This is a genomic window from Sulfurimonas sp., assembly GCF_041563495.1.
Taxonomy (GTDB): Bacteria; Campylobacterota; Campylobacteria; order Campylobacterales; family Sulfurimonadaceae; genus Sulfurimonas.
In genome coordinates, this window is sequence record NZ_JBFFMZ010000005.1 from 1 (window position 1) to 12,541 (window position 12,541).

Annotated in this window: 13 protein-coding genes; 4 read left to right on the forward strand and 9 right to left on the reverse strand. The window is 34.3% G+C overall.

What is annotated here, in order from left to right; translation table 11 throughout:
- From ABYK18_RS06275 to ABYK18_RS06305, 7 genes are all read right to left on the reverse strand, one after another.
- Window positions 1–843 (reverse strand): PDC sensor domain-containing protein (locus ABYK18_RS06275; protein WP_373035802.1); only part of this gene is annotated, 843 nt, incomplete at its 3' end.
- A 44-nt stretch (window positions 844–887) separates the two neighbouring features.
- Window positions 888–2,021, reverse strand: coding sequence for a carboxynorspermidine decarboxylase (gene nspC, locus ABYK18_RS06280; RefSeq protein WP_373035803.1), 1,134 nt, complete (start codon window positions 2,019–2,021; stop codon window positions 888–890).
- Window positions 1,999–2,835, reverse strand: a complete 837-nt coding sequence (locus ABYK18_RS06285; RefSeq protein ID WP_373035804.1) for an HDOD domain-containing protein — start codon at window positions 2,833–2,835, stop codon at window positions 1,999–2,001. The genes nspC and ABYK18_RS06285 overlap by 23 nt, the downstream gene beginning before the upstream one ends.
- Before the next feature lies 1 nt (window position 2,836).
- On the reverse strand, window positions 2,837–4,021 hold the full coding sequence (locus ABYK18_RS06290; protein WP_373036037.1) for a saccharopine dehydrogenase family protein: 1,185 nt from the start codon (window positions 4,019–4,021) through the stop codon (window positions 2,837–2,839).
- 18 nt (window positions 4,022–4,039) lie between these two features.
- Window positions 4,040–4,411: a diacylglycerol kinase gene (locus ABYK18_RS06295; RefSeq protein WP_373035805.1), complete on the reverse strand. Its 372-nt coding sequence runs from the start codon at window positions 4,409–4,411 to the stop codon at window positions 4,040–4,042.
- A complete protein-coding gene (locus ABYK18_RS06300) occupies window positions 4,392–6,221 on the reverse strand; it encodes an MFS transporter (protein ID WP_373035806.1) in 1,830 nt (609 codons plus the stop codon). Before ABYK18_RS06300 ends, ABYK18_RS06295 begins: the two co-directional genes overlap by 20 nt.
- Window positions 6,222–6,944 (reverse strand): DUF695 domain-containing protein, encoded by a 723-nt coding sequence (locus tag ABYK18_RS06305; protein ID WP_373035807.1) that lies wholly within the window; start codon window positions 6,942–6,944, stop codon window positions 6,222–6,224.
- A gap of 169 nt (window positions 6,945–7,113) precedes the next feature.
- On the opposite strand from ABYK18_RS06305, the gene ABYK18_RS06310 reads away from it, so the two are divergent.
- The 4 genes from ABYK18_RS06310 (at window position 7,114) to ABYK18_RS06325 (ending at window position 9,923) form a co-directional block, all read left to right on the forward strand.
- Entirely contained in the window at window positions 7,114–8,358 is a 1,245-nt protein-coding gene (locus tag ABYK18_RS06310; RefSeq protein WP_373035808.1) for a porin, read from the forward strand.
- 134 nt (window positions 8,359–8,492) lie between these two features.
- The gene (locus ABYK18_RS06315) at window positions 8,493–9,020 is read left to right on the forward strand and encodes an FMN-binding protein (protein ID WP_373035809.1); all 528 of its coding nucleotides are present in this window, start codon (window positions 8,493–8,495) and stop codon (window positions 9,018–9,020) included.
- Entirely contained in the window at window positions 9,020–9,493 is a 474-nt protein-coding gene (locus ABYK18_RS06320) for a hypothetical protein (protein WP_373035810.1), read from the forward strand. Before ABYK18_RS06315 ends, ABYK18_RS06320 begins: the two co-directional genes overlap by 1 nt.
- Window positions 9,477–9,923, forward strand: coding sequence for a hypothetical protein (locus tag ABYK18_RS06325; protein ID WP_373035811.1), 447 nt, complete (start codon window positions 9,477–9,479; stop codon window positions 9,921–9,923). The genes ABYK18_RS06320 and ABYK18_RS06325 overlap by 17 nt, the downstream gene beginning before the upstream one ends.
- On the opposite strand, the gene ABYK18_RS06330 is transcribed toward ABYK18_RS06325, so the two are convergent.
- Both ABYK18_RS06330 and ABYK18_RS06335 read right to left on the reverse strand, forming a co-directional pair.
- Window positions 9,894–10,760: an FAD:protein FMN transferase gene (locus ABYK18_RS06330; protein WP_373035812.1), complete on the reverse strand. Its 867-nt coding sequence runs from the start codon at window positions 10,758–10,760 to the stop codon at window positions 9,894–9,896. The two genes, ABYK18_RS06325 and ABYK18_RS06330, sit on opposite strands and share 30 nt — an antisense overlap.
- A 90-nt stretch (window positions 10,761–10,850) precedes the next feature.
- On the reverse strand, window positions 10,851–12,521 hold the full coding sequence (locus ABYK18_RS06335; RefSeq protein WP_373035813.1) for a response regulator: 1,671 nt from the start codon (window positions 12,519–12,521) through the stop codon (window positions 10,851–10,853).
- Window positions 12,522–12,541: the final 20 nt, after the last annotated feature.

The window sequence follows — 12,541 nt, forward strand, 5'->3', positions numbered from 1 at the left end:
ATCATAGGTAATACCAAATATCATCTCCTTTCCAAACGGGTTTATAGCATCTATACTTAGAGTCTTTGCATTTTTTCTTAACTTATCAAAAGAGTAGTTATACTTTTTCTGTAATCCTTCCTCTACGCTGCTAACAGCCTGATCAGGAATATGATCATTATATAATTCTTCATATGATATGTTTTCGTTATTGCTGTAATACTGTCTATAGATTTTGTTATTGCCATCAAAATCCTTGGTTATTTCAAGAGTTATATCTTTTGAAAACTCAAGAGTATCAAGGTAGTGTCCTTTTTTGCTATTTTTAACTCCTGCTATTACCACTCCCAGAACATTGCCATTTTCATCACGGATAGCTTTTCTAAGCGGTATAATCCACTCTTTTATAGCTTCAAAATAATATGTCCTTGCAACAACCATATTTTGGGTGCTTAGTGACTTTTTAAAATCGTAACTGGTGACGGCATCTGTTAAAAGATTTTTTTTGTGTTTGAGTTTTATTTTTGAATTCGAGAGAAGGATATTGCCATTTACGTCTGCAAGTCCAAAACTTACCAAGTATGAATTATGCTTTAGTATATCATCTAATATACGTTTTGATTTTTTTATATCTGTATAGTTGTTGTTTTTAAATAGCTGCTTTCCAATAATGTCTAGAAGCATATCTTTTTGCAAAAAATCAGCATTTACAGATTTGGATAAAATCTCCGTATAATGTTGCATCTGAGTATGGTATCTATTATTTATATCATTAAAACTTACATATAGTAAAGAGATGACTAGAAGAACTCCACCCAGTAAAATCAGATAAAATACTTTCCATATATTGCTTGTTATTAACATGATTTGATTATACCTAAAACTTATAATTATGTACTATAGCTAAATCATGATAATCTATTTTTATAATCTTCATATCCAAACTCTTTTATTATATCTATACTACCATCTCTTCTTTTGATTGCAAGTGATGGGAGTTTGATTCCATTGAATGTAGTATTTTTAACAAAAGTATAGTGAATCTGGTCTTCAAAAATTACTTTATCTCCAATCTTTAAGGCTTTATCAAAAGAGTAATCACCCATAATATCACCAGCAAGACATGTATTTCCGCCAAATCTATAAGTAAATTCTTTTTCACCAGCTTCACCTGAGCCTCTTACATCCGCGCGATATGGCATCGCTAAAGTGTCAGGCATATGTGCTTCTGCGGAAGTATCCAAGATAGCGATATCCATACCGTTGTGAACTATATCTAAAACACTAGATACCAAAACACCTGTCTCCCAGCCTACAGCTTCTCCAGGTTCTAAATAAACCTCCACATCATACTTGGCTTTGAACTCTTTGATAATTCTTATTAGTTTATCAACGTCATAACCTTTTTTGGTTATGTGATGACCACCGCCGAAGTTGATGTATTTAAGACCTTTAAAGTATTTAGAAAACTTCTCTTCAAAAGCATTTAACACACCTTCAAGTTCGTCTGCACCCTGTTCACAAAGAGCATGGAAGTTTAGTCCCTCAATGTGCCTTAAAGCTTCCTCATCAAAGTTTGCTAAAGTTGTTCCTAAACGGCTGTATATGCCACACGGGTTGTATATCTCTTTAGGGGATGCAGAGTGCTCTGGATTTATACGAAGTGAGATGCTGACATTCGGATTGATTTCTTTGACTCTTTGTGAGTATTTAAAGAGCTGGTTCGGTGAGTTAAATACTATATGGTCTGAAATCTGCGCTATTTCATCTATATCTTCATCTTTATATGCAGGAGAGTAAGTATGTACTTCTTTGCCAAACTTTTCATATGCAAGTTTTGCTTCATGAAGTCCGCTTGCGGTACAGCCTTGCAAATATTTTCTAACAAGGGGAAATGTACTCCACATAGCAAAGCCCTTAAGAGCCAGTATAATCTTTGCACCACTCTTTTTTTGAACATAATCAAGAAGCTCTAGATTATTTTCAAGTAATTCTTCTTCACAAATATAACAAGGTGTATTAATGTTTTGTAAATTTTTCATGTGTCTCTTTTATTCTTTTTGCTACATTTTTGAAATGTTCTACATCCAAATTCATCTCTTCTACCAATAGACATGCCTTTTCAATAGATTCATCTGTCAGTATATCTTTTACATTCACAGCGGTTCTTACAACATGCAAAGTGTCTATGTAGTACTCCATCTTAAAACCGTCATCATGTTTAAAGTCCAAACCTTTTAACATATCTACGTAAAGCGGTTCGAGATTCCAATGCTCAAACAGCATACCGCTTACATAATATGAAGTAGTATCCAATAAAGAGTATTCATAATCTTCTATACTGCTGCATTCTTTAAGACCTCTTTTAAACTCTTTTACATAATCACTGGACGCTATTTCTTTTACAAGTATCAGCTTTCCAGCTTCCATGACAAGGGCCAATGGTGCTAAAAACTGAGCATGTCTGAGATCTACTTTTGAGTACCACTGCATCATTAAGGCACTTTGCAGGTGACAGACATCGTTAAACTCTGAACTGCTAATACCATATGACGATGTATTGGCTTTTAAAGCTTCCATAATTGAGTAGTTCATAACAAGACCATATATGATCTCTGTTCCAAATAATGTTACTGCCTGAGCTATAGATGCTATCTTCCTTGAAAATCCATATATCGGAGCATTAATCATTTTCAATATATTTAATGTCAGCAATGCGTCTGATTCTATAATGCGAACCAACTTAATGATATCTACATTTTCTGCCCCTTCTTTATATAACCGCTGTACAAATACAGTAGCATTGGAAAGAGGAGGAAGAGACTCTATTCTCTGGACAATAGCATTAAATTTCATTCTAAACTTCTAACTCTTTTATCTCCCAAGGCAGTCCTTGAGTGTTCATCTCATCCATAAACGGGTCTGGATCCAATTGCTCCATATTAAACACACCTTTTCCGCTCCACTTACCTTGAAGCATAAGCTTAGCACCTATCATTGCAGGAACACCCGTAGAGTAAGATACACCTTGAGAGTTAGTCTCTGCAAAACAATCTTGATGATCTTTTACCTGATAGATATAAATCTTCTTTTTAACACCGTCTTTGATTCCCTCGGCGACTATACCGATGTTTGTCTTTCCCGTAGTTCTTGGTCCCAGAGATGCAGGATCAGGTAAAAGAGTCTTTAAAAACTCAATAGGTATGATCTGCTGCCCTTTATGTTCAACCGGCTCAATTCCAAGCATCCCGACATTTTCCAAACACTTCATATGAGTCAAGTAACTTTGACCAAATGTCATAAAGAATCTGATGCGCTTTAGACCTTTGATATGCTTAACAAGAGACTCCATCTCTTCATGATAAAGAAGATAACTGTCTTTCGGTCCTACTTCAGGATAGTCCCAAACCTGCATAATCTCCATCGGCTCGGTCTCTATCCACTCTCCGTTTTCCCAGTAACGACCTTTTGAACTTACCTCTCTTAGGTTTATCTCAGGGTTGAAGTTTGTAGCAAAAGGATAACCGTGATCGCCCGCGTTACAATCGAGTATGTCTATGTAATGAATCTCATCAAAGTAATGTTTTTGAGCGTATGCACAAAACACATTTGTAGCTCCAGGGTCAAACCCGCTTCCAAGAAGTCCCATGATTCCGGCTTCTTTAAACTTTTCATCTCTTGCCCACTGAAGCTTGTACTCAAACTTAGCCTCATCAGGATGCTCATAGTTAGCAGTATCTAAGTATGGTGTTTTTGTAGCAATACAAGCATCCATAATTGTCAAGTCCTGATAAGGAAGAGCGACATTTATGACGATATCGGCATTACAAGCTTTGATAAGGTCTATAACTTCTTCAGTAACATCAGCATCTACCGTTGTTATCTCAATATCTGCATCAGGCAAATCACTCTTTATGACTTCGCATCTGCCTATACTTCTGCTTGCCAAAACGATTTTTCCAAATACATTTGAATTTTGTACACACTTGTGTACTACTACGCGGCTAACTCCACCTGCACCAATTATTAAAGTTGTCAAAATTTTTCTCCTAAATTTTATTTATACTAAATTAAATGCCACTGCTAAAACTGAGAGCCAGATAAGGGCTGTTACAATAAGACTTAAAAGTACCAAGGTCGCACCTGCATCTTTTGCCTGTTTTGCCAGGATATGATAATCTGTTGTCACCAAATCAACAACCCGCTCAATAGAACTGTTTGTAACCTCTGCCAATACCGGTATAAATAGAGATATAAACAAAATGCTTGAATACCCAAAACTAAGAGGTAAGTTCCAAGCTGTAATACCCATGACTGTGAGCATTAACAGCTGCCACTTAAATGATGTCTCATTTTTTGTTATATCTATAAAACCTTCTACAGCATATATTCCGTTACGAAAGAGTGAATGCTTAGGCTTGTTCAGTTTCATGTTTGTCCTTTAAATTTGTAATAATCTCTCTTATCTCTTCTGTTTTTGTTTTTCTACAGACAGGCTTTGAAAAATATACACTCACATCTCTTCTGCTAAATAGCTTGAATTTTCTTGTCTTTGAGAATATACTTCCATTCATGCCGTCTATGAAAAAGGTAACTATCTTTCCGTCATAATCATTTGAGATAAGTTCATAACCTTTGTAAAACTTTCCTGTCTCTCCGTCAGGGCTGATTTGCCCCTCCGGAAATAAAGCCACAATTTTACCATTTTTTAGTCTTTGTGAAGCTTCTATAAAAGCATCTTTTGAAGCTTTTTGTGAAATAGGAATAGCTTCTCCCTTTTTTAGTGCTTTGTTAAATAATTTCCAGTTATATATATCTTTATCGAGCATAAAGTTTAGCCGTCTTTTTATTGGTATCTGTATGATTGCCCAGTCAACCCAGCTTACATGGTTTCCCAATAACAAAACTCCTCCGGAGTGTGGTATGTTTTGTAATCCGACATATATAAAGTTATATCTTATTTTTAAAACAATTTCTAAAAATGCCCAAAAAGACATTACAAAGTAGCGCTTAAATAACATATAGCTCAGATAAAGTCCCACAAAAACCATAGCATACATAAGGATTTTGGCATTCATGCCGTAGTATGCAAAAACAGTTGTCAAAACCAAAAAAGAAAACATAAAAATATTTTGTATAAAATTATTTCCCGCAAGTATCGTACCCAAGTGAACACGCGGAGAAAGAAACTGTATTTGCGCATTTAGCGGCACCATAATAAATCCTGCAAAAATACCAAACAGAATAAATAGGACTGACATAGTAATCATGGAGCTTGAAAATGGAATTAACAATACGATTATTGTTATAGCAGAAGAGCCTATAGCCGTTAGTCCCGTGTTTATATAATACTTTGAAAAATTGGCAGCTATAATCGCACCGCTGACCATTCCTATGCCTGCGAGAGTCATAACTCCTTGAATATATATAGTATTTGTCACACCCAGTTCACTCTTGGCATACTCGCCAAAAACGGCAAGAATAACCTGAGAGATAGACCAAAAAAGACCAAGAGCAATAATATCTTCAAAAATCTCTTTTTTTCTTCTTATTATTTTTATGTTTTTTTGTAAATATTCCCCTCTGATATATCTGTTAAAATCAAACTCTTTCTCACTGTCTTTAGTCATCTTATTCGGAAGTTTTAAAGCCAGATAAAATTGGATGACTGAACCAAGGACCAAGAGCCAGCCTATAGGAGCTATAGTAACTAAGATATCTTCTTTAGAGACAAAACTGTCTTTTAACACAACTTCAAATAAAACCGTATAAAAAAGCATACCGCCGAGGATTGCCACTGTTGTCACAGCCTGTACAGCTCCATTACCGCTGCTTATATACTTTACACCAACCAACTCTTTGATGTAGCCGTATTTAGCCGGTCCGTATATAGCACTCTGAAAAGCCAGTAAAAAAGTAAAAGCAAATGCCATATAAAAATGCCCGTTATAATAAGAGTAAGTAATTGCCATTGTGATAAACACGGCAAACAAAGCAGAGTATTTCATAATCTGATTTTTAGGAAATCTGTCTGCCAAAAAACCTGTCGGAGAAAATGCAATTATAAAAGGCAATATAATAAGTGCGTTTACAACAGCCGTCAAAACAATCTGCATCTCACCGTCATAAACTTTAAAGATAGTGTTTTGAATGATTATCTTGTGTCCCAAGTCCGTAAAAGCATTTAAGAACACTACTATAAGGTAGTTTATTACTCCTACGATTTTGAACATATCTTTCATCTAGTTCTCTTCTTCACTTACTAAAATCGTACTCCAACCCTCGTAGTAACCGTTGTTCTCTTTTATTTTTACAAAAAGTTCATCAACAACTTTTTTAACTTCATCCCCAGTTACGGCATGCTTTTTGACAAGAGCTACACCGTGTTCAAACTCATCACTGCTTATCTCATCTTTAAAACTGAAACCCTCAAGCTCAAGCGTGTTTATAAATCTGTTCTTTTGCGTAGGAGTCTCAAAAGAGACATAATGTTCAACATCTCTCTCAATGCTAAGGTCTTCATCTTCTTCCTCAAGCAAAAAAATTATCTTTGCACTTTGGATATGACAAAATTCTAACTCTGTAGGAAAGAGTTGTGTCTCGTAAAAGCCCCATTTTGTATCTCTTACAACATTGCTTTCATAAACATAGTTTGATGGCGTAAGAATTTTACTGACGATGGAGTCAAGCTTTTTAGAATCATATGCGTAAAAGTAAAACTCATACCAGCCGTCCACTACTCTGCTTCCGACATATTTTGCTCTGTCTTGATGTTCTAAAGCGATTATAAGAGCTTCTTTTGTCTCTAAAAATTCTTCGTAAGCTTCCCCACTATCATCAGTGTTTTCATACTTTACAAATACACTCAACAACCACGGATTCATATCTTTTACGTCTAATGCTTCGATGTTAACTTCAGTAATTACTGTTGAATCATCTTCTTCTCTATTAAAAATTTCTCTCATATACTCTCTATATTTTTTTACTTATTATAGCTGATTTATTATTAAGCTCTTTTATTTACAGTGTTTATATTAATAACAATTATCATTTTTATATTCATTTAAGAATTATTGAGTTACAATTCAATTACAACTTTAATGATAACAAATATCATTACCAAAAGGAAAAGAAATGAAAACAATAAATACAACATTAGCACTAAGTACTTTTTTACTACTTGGCAGCACTGCATATGCAGGCGAATCAACTGATATGCAAGCCCTTAAAAAAGAAGTCAAAGAACTTCGTGAAATGACACAAACATTGGTTGATGAGACAAGCGACTTAAAAACAGGATTTAACTATACTGTAGTTGAAAGTGAAAAGTCTCATAGTGGTCTTGGCAGTGCAGCTTCTAAAGTTTACTATTCAAAATCTCCTCTAAGCATCGGTGGTTACGGTGAGATGTATTACTCAGATGCTAAAACAAATAACAATGCAGATAAAACAACTTTAGATGTATATAGATTTGTTCCATATATCGGTTATAAATTTAGCGATAACATCATCCTAAATACTGAAATAGAGTTTGAGCATGGCGGTGTAGCAAATGAAAGCGGTACAGCTGAAGGTGGTGAGGTTATAGTAGAGTTTATGTACCTTGACTTTCTTATAAACAAACATGCCAATATTCGAGTCGGTAATATGTTAATGCCAATGGGGCTTATTAATGAAAGACATGAGCCGACACTCTTTACTACTGTCCAAAGACCAAATACGTCAAAATATCTAATACCTTCAACTTGGCATGAAAGCGGCGCTATGGTTTATGGTGAGATAATAGATAATTTGTCATATAAATTTGCAGCAGTAAGCGCTTTACAAACAGGCGTTAGCGGATCTTCATGGTTAAGAAGCGGACGTGGCGGATCATTTAAACAGACAGATGCGAACATGGCTTTTGTTGCAAGAGTTGATTACACTGGTATCAATGGTCTACTTATTGGTGCTTCTGCATATACTGCACCATCAGTTAACGGAAAAAGTTCTACTACAAATATGTACGATGTACACGTAGACTACAAAAACAGCGGTGCAAGAGTTTATGGTGTTTATACTCAAACAGACAGATCAGATGCTTCGGATATTGCAGCAGCTGCAGTAGAAAAAGCTCAAGGTGGTTTTATAAATGCTAGTTTTGATGTTTTATCTTTAACATCTATGAAAACACAGCTTCCTATTTTTGTTCAGTATGAGAGCATCAACCCTGAAGAAGAGAGAGCTGATGGAACATCCGGAAACAGACTTGATACAACTACAGTTGGTATAAATTACTTTCCTCACGAGCAAGTCGTGTTAAAACTTGACTATGCAATGGCAAGCCAAGGTTCGGTTGATACGGATACTGCAAGTGTCTCTATGGGATTCATTTTCTAAAACATAAAATATTTTCCTGTTTAATAAAGAGGTTTGCATCTGAGACAATGCAAACCTCTTTTTATTGATATTCACAATTGACAATTGAAAAATAATCATATACAATCCTAAAAATTTAAAAAAAGAAAATAAATATGAAAAAAATATACCTTACGCTTTTTATGCTTATTACTATACCACTCAGTTCAAAAATGATAATTTCTCCTATAGATGCTATGAAACAAAGCTTTAGCACTAGCGCAACGGTGGTGAAAAAAAACATTCTTGTAAATAATGAACAGGCAAAAACAATTCAAACGAATGCAAAAGTAAAACTCAGTTCTAAGATATTTAGAACCTTTAAAGCTACAAAAGGTGGCAAGACTCTGGGTTACGGCATTCTTATAAACAATAAAGTACGTTCAAAAAATGCTGTCGTTTTATATCTTATCTCAAAGGAATCTACTCTTTTAGGCATTGAAATCATCGCTTTTAACGAACCAATGGAGTATATACCGTCAAAAAAATGGATCTCTCAGTTTGAGAATATTCCTACAGATAAGCAACTAAACGTTGGCAGAGAGATACCTACGATAACAGGTGCTACGCTAAGTGCCAGAAGCATAACAGACTCTTCACGACTTGCATTTGCTTTTTACAACGAGATGCTAAAGGATAAGTAGTGAAGTTCACTCTTATAAACAATATCAAGAAAGACAATGCTATGAGACTTATTCTCACTGGTTTTCTTAGCTTTATACTTCTGTATATCATCTCAGATATCTTAGTTAAATATTTTAGTTTTGGCATCTCAGTAGATGCCGTCACTATTACACTCTTTGGAAATGCTGATGAATTTATAGACCCCATAACAAAATCCTCATTTTTAGAGTTTTGGCATACCGAGATATTTTTTATGATGATGCTTCTTCTTACTCTAAGTGCTGTTTTTATTCGTCTGGCAAACAGAAGCAGGACTCTTATGACCAATACTCTTATGATTAGTGCTATTACTTCTCTTGTGGCTGTTGCCCTAGCCTACTTCATGTCTGCTATATTTGTTTATATATACGTTATTACTTTTTTTATCTGGCATCTAAGTGCCATCTATATGATTTTATACTCATTTTGGAAACTCTATGCAAAAAGTGTATAAACTCTCCATCATCTACTATCTTGTTTTTTCACTACTTCTTATAATCAGTGCGGTTATGCTTTTTGAGTACAAAATCGGCTTTACTTACCAGGGAGTGTTAGATTATTATTTAGGCAGTGAAGAGCAGTTCATACCTGCAAAAAGTACAAGTGGTGTCTTAAAAATAGTTCTGCCGCACATATTTTCATTTGGGCTTATCTCTATGGTACTTTTGCACTTTTTAGTTTTTACAAAACTCAGATATAAAAAGAGTACTTTGACTCTTATCTACATCACTTTTTTTAGTGCTGTGCTGGAGATATTTACACCGATGCTGATTTTAAACGGTTTTGAATTTGCCGCACTTTTGAAACTTTTATCGTTTTTTGTCTTTTTAGCTCTGATTTTATATGTATCTTGGTTACTTTTTTACAGCATCATTCATGACTAAACAATCTGTATACTCGTGAATATTCGAGCTTATTCTCATCTCTCCGTCACTCTGTAAAACTATGTAGGCAAGTTTTTGCGAATCTAAAAACTCATAAGCCTTTTTAAGAGGCATAACACTTGAAGCTGTCGCATAAGCATCAAGAAAAGAGCTGCTCATACTTCCTATCAGGGTTATAGAAACAAACTTTGTCTGCGATTTTTTGATTTTCGGATTTATAAGATGATTATTATCAGTAGACTTTACGTATCTGTTGTAATTTCCGCTTGTAGTGATTCCGAGGTCTTTTCTAGATGTTTTAAAAGATAAAAGCTTGTCCTGTGAAAATGGATCTTGAACATCGATGGAGCAGATGCCCAAGCAACGGATATCTCCACTTGCGGAGATTCTTGCCTCTATAGAGTTTGCTCTAAAGTAAGCGGCTACTTTGTCAACTGCAAAACCTTTGCCCATACCGCCAAGGTCAACCTTTATATCTTTATCTAAAGAAGCCTTGTATTTATTAAAATGTATCCCTTTGAAGTTTACCTTTGCATCTCTTAGCTCTTTACCTGAAGGGACTCTCTCTTGTTCTCCAAAACAATATAAATCTTTTGTAATAGAACCGATTGTTATATCAAAGTAACCATCACTTATCTTATAGAGCTTTTCGCTCTCTTTAAGTGCTTGGTATGCATAACTATCAAGTTTTACTTTTCTATCTCTATTTAACCTATAAATCACGGCACTCTTTTTATATGAAGACAGAGAAGAATCTATGTTTTTCATGATATTAAAACCATGTTCTACAAGATGCTTGTCTTTATCATCTACGGATATGGTTATAAAGGTTGACATAATAACTTGTGTCCTGGAGAGTGTTTGAGCTTCTAGAAGCACTCCGAGAAAGATAAGTAAGCTTATGATTAAGAATTTGATTTGAAATCCTTAGTCATAGAGAAGACTATCGTATATTCCATCAAGGGTTAACGGCTCTTGCATTATTGAAAAATTATAACTGCTCTTGTACTTTTTTAGTTCTGTATAATCAATTTCTTTTGCAACTATATATAGTTGATCCATACTGACAACATCTTGAATAGTCGGGTATACTTTAAAAGCTAATTTTAAAAATTCCAATCCATTATCAAATTCAAAAGCTTTAAAACCGTAATCAACAATAATTTTATCAGGTATGTTGCTGTGTAACCAAGCGTCTAAAAGCGATGTTTTTGTAAAACAAAAGAAGTTCCATTTATCAAATGATTCGCTAACTTCACCTTTAAAAATAGCAAGTGTTTCCAGACTATTTGAAAGAACAAGGACTTTTTGTTTCTCATAAGGCAGATAGTTTTGATGCTGTCTATTTGTTATCTTATTTTTATGCAGCAAGAATCTTGAAGTACACGGTATAGACTTAGGCATATTATTTTTCAAATACTCATATATCTCATTTGATTCTCTGGCTCTTTTCCAGATGTAAAACTCTATATTTCCACAATAATGACGAGACAAGGTAGAAATATGATTCAACACCTTATTAAGTCCTCTTATTAATTCCAATTCTAAAGCTTCAGATTTAGATACAGCTTTGAGACTATTTTTTACTTCATTTTTATTTATAAAATCATATAAATACTGTGAAAAATTTGCTATTTCTTTTTGTTCTAATATTAACTTTTGCAGTTGTATGTCGGTAAAATCACAATCTAATTTTGTAAATTCCTCTATAATATACTCAAAATAAGGGGCGTAAAGTTTAGTCTTTAGCATATGATATTTTTTAACCTTACTTGTTGCCATAGAGACTTTATCAAGAAGGGAAGTTACCAATGCTTGAAGTATTTCCTTTGGTTGTAATTCTTTTGAGTTTACATATTTGATTTGTGCTTTAAAACCATCGATAAAGGCAAAACGATTCTCACTAAATTCTACTTTTTTGGCATTATTTTTAAGGATGCAAGAAATTCTTTTAGCATCTATTGAGTGTGGTATTTCCATTTCAAACAAATAAGTTGAGAGAATTGAATAGAGCATCTCAAGATAATCTTCTTCAGGTATTTCTGCATTACTGAATGTTTCATTGATTAAGGTATCTAACGTATCAGTAATCCATTCCAGTTTTAAATCTTCCAGATAGATGAGACAAATCTTCTCAATAAACTTTTTTTTCTCAATTTGTCGTTCTTTTATCCTCTGTAGTTCTGCATCTTTTAAGGATTTTTGCTTTTGTAAATCTTTTAGTTTTTCTACAAATGAATCGTATCTAAAAGGCTTGTAAATAATTCCTAGAGTATTTTCTTTTATAGCAGGAGAAAGAGTAAGTTTTGTCGAAGAAGCCGTTACAAACACAACTCGCAGCTCTTCTAGTTTTCCTATATCTTGCAGTATCTCAATAAACTCATCGCCGTTAAGGTTAGGCATGTTTATATCGCTTATTATTAGCTTTATATTGTGTTTTGAACCCATAATGCCAAAAGCTTCCATACCGTCTGAAGCAGTATAAATATTTTGTTCATCAAACTGACATCCGTCAATCATGTTTGTAAGTAATGCTTTTTTAATAATCTTGACAATCATAGGACTGTCATCGACTATAAGTACTGGGGTTGCTACCATTGCGTCATCATATTATCTTA

Coding starts and splice junctions, on each gene's coding strand:
- ABYK18_RS06285 (WP_373035804.1), bottom strand. CDS start 2,835: ATGAAATTTAATGCTATTGTCCAGAGAATAGAGTCTCTTCCTCCTCTT.
- ABYK18_RS06335 (WP_373035813.1), bottom strand. CDS start 12,521: ATGGTAGCAACCCCAGTACTTATAGTCGATGACAGTCCTATGATTGTC.
- ABYK18_RS06315 (WP_373035809.1), top strand. CDS start 8,493: ATGAAAAAAATATACCTTACGCTTTTTATGCTTATTACTATACCACTC.
- ABYK18_RS06305 (WP_373035807.1), bottom strand. CDS start 6,944: ATGAGAGAAATTTTTAATAGAGAAGAAGATGATTCAACAGTAATTACT.
- ABYK18_RS06310 (WP_373035808.1), top strand. CDS start 7,114: ATGAAAACAATAAATACAACATTAGCACTAAGTACTTTTTTACTACTT.
- ABYK18_RS06295 (WP_373035805.1), bottom strand. CDS start 4,411: ATGAAACTGAACAAGCCTAAGCATTCACTCTTTCGTAACGGAATATAT.
- nspC (WP_373035803.1), bottom strand. CDS start 2,021: ATGAAAAATTTACAAAACATTAATACACCTTGTTATATTTGTGAAGAA.
- ABYK18_RS06300 (WP_373035806.1), bottom strand. CDS start 6,221: ATGAAAGATATGTTCAAAATCGTAGGAGTAATAAACTACCTTATAGTA.
- ABYK18_RS06325 (WP_373035811.1), top strand. CDS start 9,477: ATGCAAAAAGTGTATAAACTCTCCATCATCTACTATCTTGTTTTTTCA.
- ABYK18_RS06330 (WP_373035812.1), bottom strand. CDS start 10,760: ATGTCAACCTTTATAACCATATCCGTAGATGATAAAGACAAGCATCTT.